The organism is Leifsonia sp. Ger2509 (assembly GCF_055231915.1).
The window spans coordinates 1,772,327-1,791,656 of sequence record NZ_JBUYVB010000003.1 but is presented as its reverse complement, the minus strand read 5'-3'; the positions used below and the strand labels follow the sequence as shown (position 1 = coordinate 1,791,656).

The 19,330-nt window shown below is 62.1% G+C and carries 18 protein-coding genes and 1 riboswitch; of the genes, 14 read left to right on the top strand and 4 right to left on the bottom strand.

The window, feature by feature from the left end; all coding sequences use genetic code 11:
- Nucleotides 1-998 precede the first annotated feature (998 nt).
- Nucleotides 999-2,168, top strand: coding sequence for a hypothetical protein (locus ACV7NN_RS08800; RefSeq protein WP_463349192.1), 1,170 nt, complete (start codon nt 999-1,001; stop codon nt 2,166-2,168).
- Between the two features lie 204 nt (nt 2,169-2,372).
- Entirely contained in the window at nt 2,373-3,581 is a 1,209-nt protein-coding gene (locus ACV7NN_RS08795) for an exonuclease domain-containing protein (protein WP_463349191.1), read from the top strand.
- Nucleotides 3,582-5,246: 1,665 nt separating this feature from the next.
- Here the strand turns inward: ACV7NN_RS08795 and ACV7NN_RS08790 are convergent.
- Nucleotides 5,247-5,828: a hypothetical protein gene (locus ACV7NN_RS08790; protein ID WP_463349190.1), complete on the bottom strand. Its 582-nt coding sequence runs from the start codon at nt 5,826-5,828 to the stop codon at nt 5,247-5,249.
- A gap of 437 nt (nt 5,829-6,265) precedes the next feature.
- Nucleotides 6,266-6,332: riboswitch (guanidine-III (ykkC-III) riboswitch) on the top strand.
- Here ACV7NN_RS08790 and ACV7NN_RS08785 point away from each other — a divergent pair.
- Nucleotides 6,299-6,592: a CBU_0592 family membrane protein gene (locus tag ACV7NN_RS08785; RefSeq protein WP_463351268.1), complete on the top strand. Its 294-nt coding sequence runs from the start codon at nt 6,299-6,301 to the stop codon at nt 6,590-6,592. It overlaps the preceding riboswitch by 34 nt.
- A gap of 65 nt (nt 6,593-6,657) precedes the next feature.
- Here the strand turns inward: ACV7NN_RS08785 and ACV7NN_RS08780 are convergent, their stop codons facing one another.
- Complete coding sequence (locus ACV7NN_RS08780; protein WP_463349189.1) at nt 6,658-7,500, bottom strand: HAD hydrolase family protein; 843 nt, start codon at nt 7,498-7,500, stop codon at nt 6,658-6,660.
- Between the two features lie 107 nt (nt 7,501-7,607).
- Between ACV7NN_RS08780 and ACV7NN_RS08775 the strand changes: the two genes are divergently transcribed.
- From ACV7NN_RS08775 to ACV7NN_RS08725, 11 genes are read left to right on the top strand one after another with little or no spacing between them, the layout of a single operon-like run.
- A complete protein-coding gene (locus tag ACV7NN_RS08775) occupies nt 7,608-8,615 on the top strand; it encodes a LacI family DNA-binding transcriptional regulator (RefSeq protein WP_463349188.1) in 1,008 nt (335 codons plus the stop codon).
- Complete coding sequence (locus tag ACV7NN_RS08770; protein ID WP_463349187.1) at nt 8,612-9,541, top strand: carbohydrate kinase family protein; 930 nt, start codon at nt 8,612-8,614, stop codon at nt 9,539-9,541. Before ACV7NN_RS08775 ends, ACV7NN_RS08770 begins: the two co-directional genes overlap by 4 nt.
- A gap of 3 nt (nt 9,542-9,544) precedes the next feature.
- Complete coding sequence (locus tag ACV7NN_RS08765) at nt 9,545-10,255, top strand: hypothetical protein (protein WP_463349186.1); 711 nt, start codon at nt 9,545-9,547, stop codon at nt 10,253-10,255.
- Nucleotides 10,252-11,061 (top strand): energy-coupling factor transporter transmembrane component T, encoded by an 810-nt coding sequence (locus ACV7NN_RS08760; RefSeq protein WP_463349185.1) that lies wholly within the window; start codon nt 10,252-10,254, stop codon nt 11,059-11,061. The genes ACV7NN_RS08765 and ACV7NN_RS08760 overlap by 4 nt, the downstream gene beginning before the upstream one ends.
- A complete protein-coding gene (locus tag ACV7NN_RS08755) occupies nt 11,052-11,924 on the top strand; it encodes an energy-coupling factor ABC transporter ATP-binding protein (protein ID WP_463349184.1) in 873 nt (290 codons plus the stop codon). The genes ACV7NN_RS08760 and ACV7NN_RS08755 overlap by 10 nt, the downstream gene beginning before the upstream one ends.
- Nucleotides 11,905-12,699, top strand: a complete 795-nt coding sequence (locus ACV7NN_RS08750; protein WP_463349183.1) for an energy-coupling factor ABC transporter ATP-binding protein — start codon at nt 11,905-11,907, stop codon at nt 12,697-12,699. The genes ACV7NN_RS08755 and ACV7NN_RS08750 overlap by 20 nt, the downstream gene beginning before the upstream one ends.
- A 31-nt stretch (nt 12,700-12,730) precedes the next feature.
- On the top strand, nt 12,731-13,486 hold the full coding sequence (locus tag ACV7NN_RS08745; RefSeq protein ID WP_463349182.1) for a BtpA/SgcQ family protein: 756 nt from the start codon (nt 12,731-12,733) through the stop codon (nt 13,484-13,486).
- Nucleotides 13,483-14,523, top strand: a complete 1,041-nt coding sequence (locus tag ACV7NN_RS08740) for a nucleoside hydrolase (protein WP_463349181.1) — start codon at nt 13,483-13,485, stop codon at nt 14,521-14,523. The genes ACV7NN_RS08745 and ACV7NN_RS08740 overlap by 4 nt, the downstream gene beginning before the upstream one ends.
- Entirely contained in the window at nt 14,520-15,302 is a 783-nt protein-coding gene (locus ACV7NN_RS08735) for a glutamine amidotransferase (protein ID WP_463349180.1), read from the top strand. Before ACV7NN_RS08740 ends, ACV7NN_RS08735 begins: the two co-directional genes overlap by 4 nt.
- Nucleotides 15,299-15,997 carry a M24 family metallopeptidase gene (locus ACV7NN_RS08730; protein ID WP_463349179.1) on the top strand — a complete coding sequence of 233 codons (699 nt, stop codon included), beginning with the start codon at nt 15,299-15,301 and terminating at the stop codon, nt 15,995-15,997. The genes ACV7NN_RS08735 and ACV7NN_RS08730 overlap by 4 nt, the downstream gene beginning before the upstream one ends.
- A 5-nt stretch (nt 15,998-16,002) precedes the next feature.
- A complete protein-coding gene (locus ACV7NN_RS08725; protein ID WP_463349178.1) occupies nt 16,003-16,986 on the top strand; it encodes a ribokinase in 984 nt (327 codons plus the stop codon).
- A gap of 237 nt (nt 16,987-17,223) precedes the next feature.
- On the opposite strand, the gene ACV7NN_RS08720 is transcribed toward ACV7NN_RS08725, so the two are convergent.
- Together ACV7NN_RS08720 and ACV7NN_RS08715 are read right to left on the bottom strand one after the other, a co-directional pair.
- Entirely contained in the window at nt 17,224-18,156 is a 933-nt protein-coding gene (locus ACV7NN_RS08720) for a DUF2971 domain-containing protein (RefSeq protein ID WP_463349177.1), read from the bottom strand.
- A gap of 311 nt (nt 18,157-18,467) precedes the next feature.
- Nucleotides 18,468-19,307 (bottom strand): hypothetical protein, encoded by an 840-nt coding sequence (locus ACV7NN_RS08715; RefSeq protein WP_463349176.1) that lies wholly within the window; start codon nt 19,305-19,307, stop codon nt 18,468-18,470.
- Between the last annotated feature and the right edge of the window lie 23 nt (nt 19,308-19,330).

Here is a 19,330-nt window from a genome sequence, read left to right as displayed (position 1 = left end):
ACCGCCAGACGCGCACTCAACAAATGCGACATCGGCCGCTGGCGTCAAAGATGCGGAGCCGGGTGATTCGGACTCGATCACACTCCCGATCACATATCCAGCACGATCCCGAACTAGCGCGCCAACGTCGGGTGCCACGTGGCCCGCCGTTAGGAAACCGAGCGTCCCATTCCGATCGGCAAGCGTTCCGGACATTCCGTTGCGCATCCCCACGCGTAACCGGGTGCCGAGCGGCGGTCCAGCGAATAGGCTGGGGGCTCGATCCCGACGGCCAACAAATTCGGTCCTACGTCTACGGCTGAACGAAGGTCGGCGACAGGAGATTCCTCGAGCGGTATCAAGCCTTCGCCGATAGCTCGGGACGATACGAACACGACAGGAAGCATCGCCTGACTGTACTGATCTAGCCAGGCGCCGACCCCAAGAAGCTGGGACCGAAGATACTGCCATCGTTCGATCTCCCGCGGATTTCCAAAGATCCGGTCCCGCCTTGGCGACGTGCGCAAGTACTCATCCACGTAGGAAACCGGTTCGGCCACCTCGGGGTGGCGCTCGCTGAACTGGGACCAGATCGACATCGTCCTTGCCCTCTCCGTTTCGAGTATAGTGAGGATTATTCAAGAAAGACAGGAAGCCACCAATTGACCGGCCTTTGCCGCTGCCTAGCGTCGACGTCTGGACGCGCCAATATGCTGTTCTGCAACGGTTCGCGGTGGCGCGTTTCGAATAAGCACCGGCCCGGCTGAAGCGATCGCCACGAAGTTGCCGGTGCCCGGTATCTCGGCTTGGCCTACGGGTGGGCGTTATGGTCGAAACAGTACGAGAGGACCGAACGCCCTCGGGTGAGGTGAGTCGTGGCACTCTTTGGTAGTCGACCGCGGAAACGAACAGAACTGAGTGCATATAGAGTGTTCACTCCTGGCGTGCCTGCACAGGAGAATTTCGTGCCTCGCGATCGGCCGCTTGCCCTCCTTGAGTCTGCCTTGAGCAGCCCCGGGATGCAGGTCATCGTCTATGGGGAGAGCGGCTCCGGAAAGTCGACACTGCTTGCGAAGGAGCTCGCTGGTAAGTACGCCAAGTACATCGTCACCCGGTGTACGTCCACGTCGACCTATAGTGATGTGCTGCTCCAAGGATTTGATTCGCTCGAGCATTGGGTAGAAACCGAAAAGAACTCCGGGCGCCAAGCAGCTATTGCGGGCGAAATCGGAAGTTCGATCAGCGTTATCCGCGCGGGAATTACGACGTCCACGCAGGAGAATTCAGCAACGGCAAGCTCGCGCATAGTCCCGCCGCAACTCACTCCCCAGCGGCTAGGGGAATTGATTGGTGCGTCTGGGCAGTGCTGGCTTATTGAAGACTTCCACAAGGTTCCCGCCGCTGAACGGCGTGCGCTTGCGCAAACGATGAAAGTGTTTTCTGATCTCGGAGCCAACTATCCCGAGCTGAGAATAGTTGTGATTGGAGCGACTGATTCAGCAAGAGACGTTGTTAGCTATGACGCAGAAATGAGGAACCGCGTGGCGGAAGTGTTCGTCCCGCCGTTCTCAGACGCGGAGCTACGCACGCTGATCTCGAGCGGCGGCCGACTGATGAACGTAGATTTCACCGATTTGGAATCCGAGATCGTCAGGAACTCGATCGGTAGCGCAAGCGTCGCACACGCGCTCGCGCTCAATTCCCTACTTGCTCGCGGAATAAAGCGGACGCAGCGAGAGCTGACGAGGCTTACAGAAGACGATCTGAGGGCGGCTGCGGAGCAATATGTCCTGTCGTCATCTGCGACCCTAAGGGCAAAATTCGAAAGCGCGCTGAAGCGGACCAAATCAACTGGATACGACAACTGTCGACTGATTCTGGCGTCGCTGGCTGCACTAGATGTGGGCGGTGCGTTGCATGGTGACATTTTGGCCCAAATTAGGCGGAGCCATCCCGACTATCCGTCCGGGAACCTTACAACTTACCTTCGTCAACTAAGCCACGAGGGTCGGGGAGCCGTTGTTCGAAAGAATCTTGACGGGCGATTCCATTTTTCTGAACCGCTTTTCCATACGTATGCGCGGCTCACTCTTCTCAAGAATGCGACCACGCGAAACGACGATCTCTTCGCCTTCGACCTCAAGAACTTCGTGATATCGATCCGGGCAAGGTCTGAGCTCTCGCCTTAGACGAGGTGGGATTATTCAGCTCGCCGACACCTTCACGAGGCGCCCCGAGCAATGAGAGCGTGGAACCTGCTCGATGCACTAGAACGCGGGCATGTGATGCGCAAAGCCCCGGCCTTCAAGGACTACCGATACGAAGTGCCCCGTTTGGGCGGCTGATGCTCCGCCGTTCGCACCGATAACTTCGTGGGGGAGGTTTGAGCGCGCATGAGCAAAGGTTTCGTGGTCATTGATCTGGAGACGACGGGTCTTTTCCCAACCAAGCACGACCGGATAGTCGAAATCGGGATCGTATTGGTCTCCCCGGATGGCGAGATCGAGTCGAGACACGAGACCCTCGTGAATCCGCTGCGCGACATGGGGCCGCAGCACATCCACGGCATCAGCGCAGCAGCCGCGGCCCGGGCACCGATCTTCGACCAGGTCGCGCCACGTGTGGCCGAGCTGATGGATGACCGTGTGCCGGTCGCGCACAACGCAGTGTTCGATTCGGGATTCCTCAACTACCAGATGACGGACGCCGGGTTCTACGTGCCGGAGTCGAATCGGTGGCTGTGCACCATGCGGCTGAGCCAGAGCCTGTCCGGTCACCGCCGACTCGCCGAGTGTTGCAGCGCGGCCGGCGTCGACCTCGTTGGGGCGCATAGCGCCGGAGGTGACGCCTTCGCTACGGCGCAGCTGTTTCATACCCAGATGAAAGAAGTGCCCGACCCGCACTATTGGGAGGGCTGGTTGGCTTCCGCATCCCCGCATGGGCCGTTCGCCGTCGACTTGTCTGTCCCGTGGGTTGCCCGCACGGAGGCGTTCGAGCCCGAGGTATCCTTCATGTCTCGCTTGGTCGGTTCGCTTACGACGGCGAGGGTGGGAAGTCATCTGAATGTTGACTACTTGGCGTTGCTGGATCGAGTCCTGCTCGACCGCGTGGTCTCTGTCTCTGAGGCCTCGGCGCTCCTGGAACTCGCTGCACACCTTGATATGTCAGCAAACGATGTGCGATTGGCGCATCGCGCGTACTTCGACGGCCTTGTCGCTTCGGCGTGGGAAGACCATGTGCTCACGGTGGCTGAGATCCACGATATTCGTGAGGTGGGCGCGGTCCTTGGCGTCGACGGCGTAGTAGTTGAGAGCGCACTTGGCAGCGCGCCGCTCAACTCGGCGCCGCTGGTCAGTTCCGGCTTTCGGCTCACGCCAGGCGACATTGTCGTCCTGACCGGAGAAATGACGAAACCGCGAGAGGTCTGGGCAGAACTGCTGACTCGCATGGGCCTCATCGTGAAGGAAAACGTCGTGAAGAAGACCAAGCTTCTAGTCGCGGCCGACCCGGACTCGATGTCTGGAAAGGCGAGGCAGGCGCGCGACTACGGGGTCCCGATCGTGAACGAATCTGGCCTCGAGAAACTAGTTGGAGCATGCTGAAGTCGCGGCTTCCGGGCCAGCGAAAGTCTCGGCATTGAGTAAGGTTGACGCGCTTGTCGCGCGACATGTTCATAGGGACATGCTGGTGACGTTGCAACGAGTCAACGCGTTCCACCGAGAGAACCCCGAACTGCAGCTTCAAGTCCGTACGGAACTGCGTCGCCGTATCGCAGATGATTCCATGACGATCCAGCTGGCGATGGCCGGACTCTTCGTCGCGTTTCTCGGACTCGTGATTGCGCCAACAAACCCGATTCATTCCGGCGCACAGCCCTGGTTTGCGAGCCTGCTCTTTGGAGGGGTACTCGGCATCCTCGGAGCGCTCGTCCTTGCGCCGTTCCTCGTTTTGGCAGTGAGGCAGCACGAGCGGAAAGTGCGTGCGGTCGTATGGCTCGCTGCGTTCGATGCAAGTCAGCGACTTTCGCGTTCTTCGAGACGCCGCAGTCGAGTCGGCCCTCGACCCAGTTGAGGGTAATCGTGATCAGCTTCTGTACGAGTGCTGGTCACGGCTGAGCGATTTCGACCGCTTAATCTACCCCAGTAGTTACGCCGCCTCGCTGGTTCCGCACGGTTGCGGGGTTCCGCTATTCTGTGGGGTTTCGCATGAAATGTGGAACGTTACGTTCTGCCCCTATGCTCGCTTTCGCGTGCCTATTAGCACGACCTGGTTTTGGTGTGGAGGCGTTGGTGGCACGGTCGGGGTTTGCTCGTTCGCGCGTTCGCGCGTTCGTGCACGATGGATTCTCCGCTTCGCAGCGATCGGCCTTTGTGCGCTTTCGTCCGTCGCGCTCGTCATTGTGGAGCGCACGTCCCCCAACACCGCCTCTTGGCTCGTGCCTCAGCTGCTGGCTGTCATCACTGGGCTTGTCTTACTTTTCGGGCTCACCTTCATATTCGTTTCCAACTCCGCTCGACGCAGGACATCGGTGCAGCGAGCTCACCCCGATTCGCTCCTGGTCGGGTTCTCAGGACGCGATGACACGATGCTTGCAATCTCGCTAGGGAACCAATATTCAGGCTTTAGGACAGGGTCTTACATACTCGAGGTCCATTGGGACGCTGTGCTTGTTTAGGGTGGCATCGGCGAGCCGAATCTGGTGACGGAGATCCCGAAAGAGGCAATACTCGGGGTGCACCCGACCATGTCCAAGATTGGCCTTCGCAAAGTCGGCAAGCTGAACATCCAAGTTCGCACTCAAGCGGGTCCTCAGGACATTCCGACCTACCCCGCCGGCGTTGGATGGGGGAGCCTGTTATAGTCCCGCAAACGGCTCAGCCGGCTATGGCCATTCGGATAATTCAGAAACTAGGGCTTGACGAACGAACGCCCGAATAATGTCTTCGCCACGTACCGGCTTGCGATCGCCCAATGCAAAAAACCCCTGGATCAGGCATAACGAGGGCATATGTTGAAGCTCTTTTGAAGTGCGCCGCTAGCACTTTTATGGACGTGCCCCTCGGCGGGGTCAGACTTAGCGCGGCTCTCCACCCTGGGGTTGTTATGCAACCACCGCTCCCAAATGCCGGATTAGCTGGCCGCGTTAGCGCGAGAACCTCCGGGCGAGAGTGGACGCAAGGAGAGTGCCGATGGGTGTTTTGGACCTATCGTGCTCTGCTATCGGGACGCCTCGTTGATTGAGCGACCGATAGCGCTCGCCCACACCCTCAACGGGATCGCTGTTGGAGGGACTCTGCCTCGACGAGTGCGCGAAGGAGCCCGTCGCCGTCTGGGACATCGAAGAACGCTAGTGGGCGCTGGTATATTAGTCCGTCGAGGCCTGAGTTGAGAGGCATCCGGTTTCCGCCGCCCATCGGATTCCACGTTGCGGCTCGGCCGGTGGTGAACGCCACCGAGACGAGTCGATTCCGCGGTGATCGGCTCACCGTTCGCCCGACGCCGATGATCGGCGTATCTGTGACTGTTCCGCCCTCCACCGCGAACGCGCGCCGGTCGGTGACCGCATAGACGCTTCGACGCTTGCGCCAGACCTTGACGAAGAATCGGCCGAACACGTAATACAGCCCGATGACAATGAACAAGAATCCGAAAATCGGGAAGAACACCGGTGCGCTTTGCGCTGCCTGCGTTGTCCAAAAGACCGCAAAAGCAAGAAACAGCAGACCGAATGGGATCAGGAATCCGTCGGCCGGAATGAAGAGAGCTCGCGCCTCCGGCCGACCGCTCCAAAGCAGACGCTCTCCGGGGCGCAGCTCGGAGAGCACCGCGGTCTCTGCAACGTAGGACATGGACCGAGAATAATGGAGCGTTGCAGAGCTTCGACGGGCCGACCTGCAACTGAGTCAATTCAGACGTGAGATACCAACGCGCATGCAGGGCGGTGAGGCGTAGCGTTTCGGGTCGAGATGTGCAGCGAACCTTGCTCTGAAGGCCAAAGATGCGCCCCTTTCGCGATCCGCTACCAGGACGGCTTACGTGTTGTGGCACCCGCGCCGCGCACGGACAACCTATTTGGCGGAGATCGTGGAGCGTCTGCTGACGAAGCACTTTCGGACAGCTGATTGGGACAATCTGCTGAAGGCGCGGACGGCTGGTGTCGACCGAGGTCACAGGTGGGGATGTGGTTGCGGGCGCACTCAATCCGTTTGCGCATATCCGAGTCGATCATCGATTGCTGTAGCCGTGAACGGCCTCTCACGTCCTGCCATCGACGGGTATGCTTGGCCGATCGACATCCTCCGATGTTGCTCTGGACGAGATGCGCCGTACCCGGTCTGACAAGACGACGCTCCAAAAAGGAGCTGTCATGGATCAGGTTGTCCAAATCGCTGGGTCCCTTCTCGTACTCGCGGCGTTCTTGCTTGCTCAGCGCGGAGTTTTGAACCCGAAGTCGAAGCTCTATCTAGTTCTGAATCTGGCCGGCTCCGGCGTACTGGCTGGCGAAGCCATACGGTCTGGACAGTGGGGCTTTGTTTTGCTCGAAGGTGTGTGGGCGCTGGTGTCACTTGTGTCGCTTGTGGCGGTTCTGGGTAGGCGCCCGCGCCCGCAGTGAGACTTCGATCGGATGCGGTTTGGTGCGGCACCCATCGCGCTGCGTTTCGTCCAAATGACTACCAATCACGATGATGTCCGCGCGCTAATCCAGCGCGCTACAGCGTCGGTGTCGTTGGTCTCCAAGACCCGAGTGGAGATGGCTTTCAGCTCGGGTATGCCGTTGGCGACTGCGTAGGCCTCGTCGGCGATTGCGAACATGGGGACGTCATTATGGTTGTCCCCGAACACGACAAGGCGGTCAGCGCCGAGGTCCTGCATGAGCCGGCGGATCGCCTCCGCCTTTGTGCCGGTGCTGCTGTGAATCTCGAGCCAACTGAAGCTTGGCGTCCCTGGATCGTCGCTCAGAAAGTGAGCACAATCGCCCAAGGTCGAACGCAGATCCTCGCGAAGTACCGACAGGGTGCGACGTGAGGCGAGGATTGCCACATAGAACACTGACGACAAGTCGATCGGGTCATCAGTGGTGATCGGTCGAAGTCTGGGATCGCCGGCTCTCGCGTCAAGAAACGCTGTCGTACCCGCAGCCTCGTGTTCGGGCTGCCAGCGCAGCCAATCCCGACCTCCCTCAAACGTATGAAGGATGGGCTGGGTCGCGCCGCTTTGATCACACGCGTGCCGCACATTCGCGACGACACTCTCGGGGAGCAGACGGATGTCGATCGGCTCGCCGGTCTGGTGGTGGGCAGTGATGGTGCCGCCGTACGTGATGACCGGCAGTCGGAGTCGCAACGCCCCTGTCACGCGCCGTGAGGAGCGGAAGGAGCGCGCTGTCGCGTAAGTGAACAGGGCGCCGCCTTCGATCGCCGAGTTCAGCAACCGTGCCGTGTCATCGCTGACGGAGCTGTCCGAGCGCAGCAATGTCCGGTCGAGGTCGGTAACGAACAGCGTGCGTTCCTGGTCTGTCATTGTCGTCTCCCACCGCATTCGGTTGCGCACTTGCGCTTGTGTGGCACTCAGGCTACATTGTTGCAAAGCGCTTGCCAAAGCGGTTTGCAAAATCAAGGAGGATTCCAGTGGTCTCGATCGCCGATGTGGCTGAACATGCCGGGGTCAGCTCGACGACGGTTTCGCACACCCTCAGCGGCAACCGCAAGGTGAGCGACGAAATCAAGGCCCGCGTGCTCGCCGCCATGGCCGAACTCGACTACGTCCCGAGCCGCTCCGCCCAGAACCTCGCACTCGGTGTCACGCGCATCCTCGCGCTGGTCGTACCCGACATCGGAATGGAGTACTTCGCCGAACTCGCCAAGGGCGTCGAACGCGCGGCTGTCGACCGAGGCTACAACCTGATCCTCGCCACCACCGGCTCCGATCGCGACCGCGAGCTGCACTACCTCGAGATGATCAACTCGCGCGCCGTCGACGGCATTATCTACTCGGCAGGCGCGCCCCCAACAGAGAAAGAGCTGGGTGCATTGCTCGGCGGCATGCCCCTCGTCTTCGTCGACGACCAGGTCGAAGGCACAGCGTTCCCCGCCGTCGTCTCCGACAACGAGGATGGTGGCCGTCTGGCCGCCGAACATCTGGCAGGGCTCGGCCATCGCTCGGCCCTCATCATCAGCGTCGAGGGTCACCCCGTGTCGAGCGCTTCGCGCAGCCGCGGGTTCCTGGCGGTCTGGGATGACCTCGGCGCCACGAGCATCCAGGATTTCACCGGCGACAATACCGAGGAGAGCGGGCGCGCGATCGCCGAGCGATATCTTGACGAGCTAGCCAGCGGCCGAATCACCGCCGTCTTCGCGCACAACGACCTGATGGCGCTCGGTGTGGTCAACGCCCTGCGCTCGCACGGTATCAACGTTCCCGGCGACATCTCTGTCGTCGGGTTCGACGACGTCGCCGCTGCGCGCTACGCGTTCCCGACGCTCACGACCGTCCGCCAGGATGTGATCGGCCTCGGCACCATCGCGACAACGCGCATGATCGACTCTCTCGAGTCGAAGCAGGCGATGGGCGCCGAGCAGCAGATACTGCCCGTCACCCTGATCGCCCGCCAGTCGACAAGCGAGGTCGCACGATGACCCGCGACACCTACTCCGTATTCTTCGGGGACGTCGCGCAGGACGAATACTTCGTCGCACCGCAGTTCCCGGTGGCCGGAGACAAGGTGATCGTCGAGGCCCTGCCCGTGCAGTTCGGGGGCATGGTGGCCAATTCCGCAGCGGTGTTCGCGAACTATGGCATGAAGACATCCTTCATGTCGCAGCTGAATTCTGGTGAATTGACCCAGAAGCTGCTGCGCCAGTTGTCTGGCCTGGGCCTCAACACCGAACACGTGATCTTCGACGAGGCCGTTCCCGACTCGCATTGCATCATCCTTCTTTCGGGTGACCAGCACATCGTGCTCATCCCCAATCTCGGTATCACGCACACCGAGATCACGCCCGCAGCCTTCGAGCACATGGCCGGTGCCGAGTTCCTCGTCACCAGCCTTACCGACGCGAAGCCCTTCCGCATGGGTGAGCTGACGGCTCGGGACATCCTGAGCGCGCTTCGCGACCGTGGAGTGAAAGTCGTGATGGATATCGACGTGTACAACCACGAGCACCACCAGTCCGACCTCATCGAGCTCTGCGACATCCTCTTCATGAATGCACTCGGCGAGCAGCGCTTCACCCAGAGCGGTAGGAGTATCGGCGCATACCTCGCCGCGGGGGCGACGGCAATCGTCGTCACCCGGGATAGTGAGGGTTGCGAGCTGTACACCGCCGAAGGCATGACGACCGTTCCCGGCTTCCCGGTCGATGTCGTCGACGTGACCGGCGCGGGCGATACCTTCTCGAGTTCATTCCTTTATGCCTACTCGACCACCGGGGATGTGATCGAGGCCGCTGAGTTCGCCAACGCGGCAGCGGCCTTGTCGGTCGGCAAGGCCGGCGCTCGAGGCGGCATGACCACAGCCGAAGTGGTCAATTCATTCAGAGCGCAGTTCGTCCGAACCGCGTAATCCGTGACCGACATCGTCGTCGGCACCAAACAGAAAGGCCCGAAAGTGGCAAGCAACAGCAAGTTCGCACGGTTGATGCGCAGTTACGGCAGCCTCACCATCTTCATGATCCCGATCGGCATCGCTATCAACTTCGTCGGCGGCCAGATCGCTCTCCTTCTGAAACTGCCGGTCTACCTCGACAGCATCGGAACGATCCTGGTCGGCGCCACCTGCGGGGCTCTCCCCGGCGCACTGGTCGGATTCCTGTCGAATGCGATCAACTCGATCACGTCGCCGCCGACCTTCGCCTACGCGATCCTCAGCATCATGTTCGGTCTGCTGGCCGGCTGGTTCGGCCGACTCGGCGTCTTCCGCGTGTGGTGGAAGGCCCTGCTGAGCGCGATTCCGTTCGCCCTCATCGGCGGCGTGCTAGGTGCGCTCATCACCATCTGGGTCTTCGGCGGCCTGGCCGTCGGCGGCGGCGCCATCATCGTCGGCGCGCTCGTTGCCATGGGCATGGACCTGAACGCGGCCAACTTCGCCGCGCAACTGCCGATGGACATCCTCGACAAGGTGCCCACCGTACTCATCGTGTACGCGATCATCAAGGGCATCCCGAAGCGTCTGCTCGTCAAACTGCCGCTCGGCTGGGTGTATCTGGCGAAACCGCGCACGTCCCCCTCCGCACCGGCTTCCGTCGAGACGGTGGAGTCCGGATCGTCGAGCTCATGACCGCTGTCCCCGCCCACGGCGACCGATTCGCTGACACCTTCCGGCAGGAGGCGACCCTCGGGAACTGGCTCCGTGATCGCAGCCCCATCACGACACTATTGGTGCTGACGGCCCTCGCCGTGATCGCGGTCGGTATTCCGGGCGTCATCGCCCCGGTCGCTGTGAGCCTCGTCTTCGTGGCGCTCGCCTTCGCCGGCGGTGTGGGCCGGTCGTTCACACTGACCTTTCTGAAGCTCTGGCTGGTGGTCGGTCTGCTGCTGTTCGTGCTTCGGGCATTGCTCCTCAAAGGTGCGACCGTACTGTTCACTCTGGGACCCATCAGCGTGACCAAGGAGGGCATCATCGAGGGGCTCCGGTTCTCGACAGTCGTAATGGCCATCTGCGGTGCGGTAGCGCTCTTCTTCGCTCTCGTCCCCATCCGGAACCTGATGCTCGCTCTCGAACTGCGCGGCCTATCGCCATACGCCAGCTACGTGCTCCTAGCGTCCTTTCAAGCGATCACCGATCTCGGAAAGACGGCCAAGGTCGTGATGGATGCGCAAAAAGCGCGCGGGATCGAGACCGAGGGCAGCATCGGCAAGCGGGTCAAGGCGTTCTTCCCCGTGCTCGCGCCGGTGTTCCTGTCTGCGATGACGGCGACCGAGGAACGCGCGATCGCACTGGATGCGCGCGCGTTCAACTCCCACATCCCGCACAGCCACCTGGTGCTGATGCGAGCGACCCCGCGGTGGGAATGGTTCATAGTCGGTCTGGCGATCGTCGCGGCGATCCTGAGTTGTATCGGTGGGGCAGTCGGATGGTTCTAGTCTCGTTGCGCGACGTGCGCTTTACATACGCCTACGCCGAATCTCCAGCGCTCAACGGGGTCACCCTTGAGCTGGAGGAGGGCAAGCTGCACGGCATTGTGGGCTTGAACGCCAGCGGGAAGACGACGCTGTGCGGCCTGATCCGCGGCATCATCCCACACTTCCACAAGGGGGACCTCGAGGGCGAGGTCGTGGTCCTCGGCCGCAACCTCCTCGACTGGAACCCGGCAGAGCTCTCTCGCACGATCGGGTGTGTGTTCGACAACCCGTTCACCCAGATCAGCGGGATCAAGGACACCGTGTTCGAGGAGATCGCGATCGGCCTTGAGAACCTCGGCGTCCCCCGAGAAGAGATGATCGAGCGCGTCGAGCGCGTCGTCGAGCAGCTGGGCATCCAATCGCTCGTTCGTAAGAACCCGAACGAGCTCTCGGGCGGTCAGCGGCAGAAGGTGGCCTTCGCGTCCATCATCGCCATGGATGCCGACGTCGTCGTCATCGACGAGCCGACGTCGCAGCTCGACCCCGAGGCGTCGGAAGCGGTCTTCGGCATCATCGGTGGCCTCAAGGACCGCGGCAAATCGATAGTGCTCGTCGAGCACAAGATCGACCTGATGGCGGAGTACGCCGACACGATCACGGTGCTGAAGGACGGCGCCGTCGCGATGTCGGGCCCCACCACCGATGTCCTCACCTCACCGGACCTCGTCGACACCGGTGTCCCCGCACCCGAAGTGACCGAGTTCGCATGGAGGCTCCGGGAGGCCGGGAAGCCGCTGCCATTCATGCCGGTGACCCGCGCAGAAGCACATCGCGCCGTGAGCGCCCGAATCGAAGAGGTCTATCGTGCCGATCGAATTGCATGACGTCGCTTTCACCTATCCTGACGGCTCGCCGGCAGTCACGCGCGTGAACCTGAGGATCGATGACGGCGAGCGGCTGGCCATCGTCGGCCAGAACGGCGCCGGCAAGACCACGACCGTGAAACTGATGAACGGCCTGCTCAAGCCGACCAGCGGTGAAGTCATCATCGACGGGGTCTCAACGGCACGCCGTACCACCGCTGAGGTCGCACGCAGTGTCGGCTACGTGTTCCAGAACCCGGACGACCAGATCTTCAGCAGCGACGTGCGCACCGAGGTCGAGTTCATGCCCCGCTACTACAAGTGGGATGCAGCCAAGCGCGACAAACGTGTCGCACGCGCCATTGACCTGGCGGGCATCGCCGCCTACCTCGATGCGAATCCGAAGGATCTGCCGGCGGCCATCCGCAAATTCGTCGCGATCGGCGCCGTCCTCGTCGGTGAGTGCCGGTACGTCATCTTGGACGAGCCCACCGCAGGCCTGGACCTTCGAGGCCTGGAGCTGCTCAACACGATGATCGATCGGCTTGGCGCCGACGGCATCGCGGTCGTCACGATCACCCACGACATGCGGTTCGTCGTCGAGTCCTTCGAGCGCGTCATCGCGATGGCGAACGGCACCATTGTGGCCGACGGCCCGTGCGCCGACGTCTTCGCGGACGACGACGTGCTGCATCGCGCGCGAATCAAACGCCTCGAAGTGGCTCAACTCGCGCGCGATCTCGAGCTCAGCCGTAGCGCCCTCACCATCAGCGACGTTGTCGCACTCGTTCCCTGACCACCTCATGCCCCAAAAGAACAGGACATCCATGCCTACCCAGAGCTTCCTCGAATCGTTCTCGTCCGCGAGGCCCGTCTTCGCAATGCTGCACCTCAAGGGCGACGACCACTCCGACCGGTTCGAGCGTGCCAAGCGCGAAATCGAGCAGTTGTGGTCCAACGGCGTCGACGCCCTGATTGTTGAGAACTACTACGGTGACGTGGATGACGTGGTCGCCGTCTGCGACTACCTGAGAACCACGCGACCCGAGGCCGTCTTCGGCGTCAACGTACTCAAGGACGACTGGCGTGCGTTCGAGGTCGCAAACGAGTTCGGTGCTCGCTTTCTCCAGCTCGACTCGGTCGCCGGGCACCTACCAGTTGACGAGGACGGGGACTTTGCGGCTCGCCTCGCAGAAGCGCGGCGCGCATCTGATGCATTCGTTCTCGGCGGGGTGCGCTTCAAATACCAGCCGTACCGCTCCGGCCGCAGCCTCGAAGAAGACCTGCGGCTCGGCGCAGAGCGCTCCGACGCGATCGTGGTGACCGGTGATGGAACGGGCCTTGTGACGCCGGTGGCGAAGACCGCCGAGTTCCGCAGCATCCTCGGACCCGATTTTCCACTCGTCGTCGGAGCCGGAGTGACGCCCGAGAACTGCGCGACGACGCTGGCCCACGCCGACGCGGTCATCGTCGGCAGTTACCTCAAGGACACGTACATTGATACCGGCGACGTTGACTCGGACCACGTTCGGACGTTCGTAACGGCGATCCGACAGCTCACCGACGAGCGGGTGCTCTCGTGACACAGCCCATCCTCATGGACGTCGACACCGGTGTCGACGATGCGCTCGCGCTGCTCTATCTGCTTGCGAGCCCAGACGCCGAGATCGTGGCGATCACATGCACTGCCGGCAACGTGCCGGCGCGCCAGGTGGCCGCCAACAACCTCGCGCTGCTCGAACTCTGTGGTCGAACGGGAATCGAAGTGGCACTCGGCACAGAGGTGCCAATCGTCCAGCCGCTGGAGACATCCGAGGTGACGCACGGGCCGCAGGGGATCGGCTACGCCGAACTGCCCGCGCCCTCGCAGGGTTTGTCGGCGCGGCACGCAACCGAGGTCTGGGTCTCGGAGGTCCGCAGCCGCCCGGGCGAAATTGTCGGTCTCATCACGGGCCCCCTCACAAACCTCGCCCTGGCGCTGCGCCTCGAACCCGAGCTTCCCCTCCTTCTAAAGCGTCTCGTCGTCATGGGCGGCTCGTACAACCACGCTGGCAACACCACACCGACCTCCGAATGGAACATCGCGGTCGATCCGGAGGCGGCGAAGATCGTGTTCGATGCGTTCGCGACGGTTCCCGACGATCGGCGACCGATCGTGTGCGGGCTCGACATCACCGAGCAGATTGTCTTCACGCCGGCCCACGTGGCGAGGATCGCCGAACTCGCCGGCAGCGCCCCAGCCGAAGTGATCTCGACGGACGACCCGCGTGGTACCCGGTCGACCGCAACCAACCCCATCGTGCGCGCACTCTCCGATGCCGTCCGCTTCTACATGGAGAATCAGTCGGACAACGGCGGAGGTTTTGCCGCATTCATGCACGACCCGTTCGCGGCGGCACTCGCGATCGATCCCGGGCTCGCGCAACTACGGCCGGCGACCATCGACGTCGAGCTCGCGGGCACCCTCACGCGCGGCACGACCGTCGCCGACCTGCGGGGGACGTGGGGTCGGCGGCCCAACGCCGACATCGCCTGGTCGACCGACGCCAACCACTTTCTCGACCAGCTGGTCGACCGGATCGGGCGCTTCGCCCACGCAACGAAGGGAGTCCACGCATGAGCCGGATTCTGTTGGCGGGGGAGTCGTGGTCGACGACCTCGATTCACACCAAGGGGTTCGACACCTTCATGACATCCGTCTACGAAGAGGGCGCGGAACACTTCATCGCCGCACTCGAGGCCGCAGATGTCGAGGTCGTGTTCCAGCCCAACCACGTGGCGGCCGATCTCTTCCCGTCGACCCTCGATGAGTTGAACGCGTTCGACGTCGTCGTGCTGAGCGATATCGGCGCGAACACCCTTCTTCTACCCGGGTCGGTGTTCCAGCGTGGACGTCGGATGCCGGACCGACTCGCCCTTCTCGCCGAATGGGTTCGCGGAGGCGGTTCGCTGCTTATGGTCGGGGGCTACCTAAGCTTTCAGGGCATCGAGGCGAAGGCGAATTATCGCAACACCGCGCTCGCGGGTGTTTTGCCCGTCGAGATGGAGATCGGAGACGATCGCGAGGAGACGCCCCAGGGTGTGATCGCGTCCGTGGTCGCTGCACATGAGATAACCGCAGGTCTGGACGACACCTGGCCGCACCTCCTTGGCTACCACCGCTTGGTAGCCAAGGCGGGAACTGAGACCCTCGTCGAGGTCGGTGGACATCCGCTCCTCGTCATCGGCGAGGCCGGCGCAGGGCGGGTCGCAGCGTTCGCGAGCGACATGGGGCCCCATTGGCTGCCGGTCGAGTTCCTCGCCTGGCGCGGTTACCCGACCCTGTGGCAGCAGCTGATCAGCTGGCTCGCGGCCCACGACCGAAACAGCACGGCACTACGAGAAGGAGTACTGAAATGAGCACACCGACACTGAACGCGTCGATGGCGGAACGGGTGATCACGGATGAGCCGCCCGCGGGTCTCGTGGAGGCGCAGCGCCTTGCCATCCGTGTTGCAGAATCGTCGGCCGCTGCCGCGCGGCCCGGCGAGACCGAACGCGAGGTACGGGACCGAATCGACCGGCTCGTGGTCGAACTCGGCGGCACCGGTGTGTGGACACCGACCACGGTCGGATTCGGTATCGGAACCCTCAGCTGCTTCCCAACCGACAAGCCCTCCGACCGCGCCCTCTGGAACCTCGACCTCGGCATGGTAGATGTGCACCCTGTCACCCCTGACGGCTGGTGGGGCGACTGCACTCGTTCGTTCGTCCGCGGCGACAACGTTGCCCAAGTCGAGGCGCTCGCCACCATCGAACGCATCCACGCTCACGTGCTCGCGTCGGCGCGCCCGGGCATGCGCGCGTGCGACTGGTTCGGTGTATTCAAAGAAGAGCTCGACAAAACCGACTTCGTGCTCCTGGACCGCCTGTCGAACATCGGACACTCCCTCACCGTCGAGTCTTCGTACGACGACGGTTACATCGACGCCTGGAACGAGACTGTCATGACGGGTGCGTGGGCGGTCGAACCGTTCATCGGCAACCACCTCTACGGTGTCAAGCGCGAAGACGTGGTGTGGTTCGGCCCCACACGCTGCACCGTCATCCATTAGAGATCATGGCCACCATCGCTGTCGTCGGTTCGATGAACCTCGACATCAACGTACGCGTGCCGCGGTTCGCAATGGCCGGTGAGACGCTCACCGGCAGCGACCTGGCGGAGAGCCCTGGCGGCAAGAGCGCGAACCAGGCGGCCGCGGCGGCCAAGCTCGGGGCGTCCGTCCGTCTGGTCGGGGCCGTCGGGACAGACGCGGCGGGCGATTACTTGCTCCGCGAAGCACACGCGCTGGGAATAGAGACGTTCCACGTCGCTCGTCTAGACGATGTCGCAACTGGACGCGCGATCATCCAGGTCGATGCGTCGGGCGAGAACACGATCACCGTGGTGCCCGGCGCCAACGACTGCGTTACCGAAGACCTTCTCGACGACGGCGTTTTCGAGGGGAGCTCGATTGTCAGTCTCGCTCTGGAGATCCCTGTGGAATCCGTGCTTCAGGCGGCGGCGATGGGCCAGCGGCATGGTGCGCAAGTCGTCCTGAACCTCTCGCCGTTCCGCCACGTGCCGCGTGAGCTGCTCGAGTCGATCGACGTTCTTCTCGTCAACGAACACGAAGCGGCACAGTTCATCGGCCAAACCGTCTTCGCGCCCGAATCCAGCGTGCCGGCGCTGGCAGAGCGACTGGCCGCAGCCGGAATCGGAGCAGCAGTTGTCACCCTCGGCGCTCGCGGATCGCTGGTCCTGCACCGCGAACTCGGGCTCGATTCTCCGTTCGTGTCGCTCGTCGTACCTGCCGTGCATTTAGAAGCCGTCGACACGACCGGGTGCGGTGACGCGTTCGCAGGCGCGCTCTGTGCCCGCCTGGCGGCGGGGTCTCTGTTGTTGGAGGCCGTGGAGGTGGCGACCGCGGCAGGCGGATTTGCCGCGACCCGACGTGGGGCTCAGTCCTCCTACCCGAGCGCTGGGGAACTAGAAGCCTGGCTAGAGCAGTCGGGGGCTTTGTCAGCCCAAGTCAGCGGCGCGCGTCTCACGCCACACAAATGACGGACGTTGTTGACATTCGGTTGTGCTCGATCGAAACGTCGGGGGCGATAGGCCCGGACGCCGCGGTACCCGTTCGTGATCCAGAAATCCCCGCATATGGACGCGGGCAGGTGGCATCAATTTCCCGTCGGGCTAGGACCGGAGCGGTTCTCACCTGTCGTTTTGATCTGACCGAGAGCTCGACCCGTTTCTAGTCGATCCTTCGATCGTGGTGCTTCCAACTCAGTCGTCTTCGGACTACTGGAAAGGGATCTCAGAGCCACAGATGACTGGCTGAACGGACGGGTCGTACCAGTCGGTGAACCAGCCCCTGAAGTACTCATCCAGTGCCGCGAGATTGCGCTCCTTATGGACCCCGGGCCCAACGCGCACCTCGGTAATCGCCGCGCGGTTGATCGGTACCCTCCAGTACGGTACGACAAGGCCGGTAGCGTTGACTCGGAACCCTGGAACCCCCCTATCCTCGCCGTCGGAGTTGTAGCCTTCCGCTCGGTAGTAGGGCGGGATGGAAATAAGGAGTCGGACCTCTTCCTCCTCAGCGAAACCTGCGTCCTTGACAGACAGCAGCGCACGAGCAGCTGCCGTTAGGCTCTTCGCCTCGTGGTTTGGCTCGGAATCGAAGCTGGTAGAAACCTTGCCTTCAGGCGCCACGTAATCCTTGATCCTCGTGTAGACGGCGTCGATCCCCGTCGGCCCGTAGCAGATCGACCGGAACTCCTTTTCTAGCCGAAACGCAGGAAATTCAGCGACCAGGCGTGTTGAATCGACTCCGATAGCGCAGCCGTTGTCGCCTGCGTAGCCGCGCCACTGGCTGAGTTTGTCACCCTGCTTGGAGAAGGCGACACCGAACGGGGTGGCGCCCCGGTCGCGCGAAGGGTCGCGATGCTCGTTGGCAATGCGTTCGAGGATGCCGGCGAAGAACTCTGGGTTGTCACCGTTCCAATTCGTCCCATCGGTCTCCCCGGGCGATACAGGCGCACGTTCGCGCCTTATCTCTCCGGCGAGGGCTGCGACCCGGTCGAGTACGTCCTTGCGACCGTACTTAGTCTCAGTTGCGTCGTTGCAATATCGAAGGTCGCTGGCCCAGAACTCTCCCGACTTGAAAATGTCTAGAGCGTTCGCGATAGTCGTGTAGTGGTAGATCGTCGTCGGAACTTCGTTGTCCGTCACGATAGCGATCGTAGCGGGAGGGGGCCAAAAGCAGCCGAATTCTGTACAGTCCGGTCGAATGGCCAGCGGCTGGGACCTGTAGATTTCCTAGGGCGAACCTGAATTAGGTGCTGCGTTTCTGGTGATCGAGACCGGCGCGAGGCGCCCATGATGACGATCGGGGTCGGAAGCCCCCATCCTGGACGACGAGGCGTCCCCGAAGAATGCTGTCTATGAGCGTAGCTGTGTGGGTTCTCCGCCAACGACAGCCCATGTATCGCTGACTGCGTGCTTGCCGCACGGCGCTCATCGCGATCGGCGACGCGCAAGCTTCAGGTTTGCTCGGGGTTCGGACGGATCGGCTGCCCTGTCGCATACCTTTCGACGACGGCCGGGTCAATAGGCGGTGGGGCGGTCGCCGGACCGTACAGGATGTCGGAAGGCCATGGCTTTTGCTCAATCACGCTGAAATAGAACGCGATCGCGGCGTTGAACGTATTGCGAACATCGCGCCCAGCCAGCTGCTTTTCGTAAGCGTCTATCTGGTCCGCGACACGTAAGGCCGGCTTCCCCTGCTCCCGCGCTTCTGGTCGCAGGGGTAGTGTCTCGACCCACCGAAGCTGAAGTGAGTGATCTGTTTCTATGTATGCGCCGCTGTGCACCCAGCGGGCTCCATCGACTCTATAGACAGACATTGGCACTGGAACAAAACCGACGACTCTTCTTAGGCCGTGATGTGACGCATTGCGAGCGCCGATTAGGCCCTCTATGTAGGGTCCAAGTTCGCGATCGAGTTCGGACGGACGCCGATAGATCTGGGCGCTCGTGAGGTGGTCGTGCAGGCTGTGTACCCATTCCAGAGCATCAGAAACGGCGACGATTGCTCGAATGGTCGGAGACTCACTGGGTCTGACCGTCTCATCGTCAGGTAGCCCTTTGGGTAGTTCGCTAAGGACTTGAAAGAGGCGGTCCACCGCGGTCCGAAGGCCGTTTCTGCCGATAGCCAACGGATTGCGATCACTAATATGGTCACTCGCCGGGAAGATTCGCGCTCGCCAACGACCCCAACCCATGTACAGGTCGGGTTCTAGCGCTCCGCCGCGTCTAATCTCAGGTTCAATCCAAGCGGGATCGCCACTTTCCTCAAACTCCGGCCCCCGGGCGTTGGTCATGCGGTGATTGTAGGCGTCGAAGT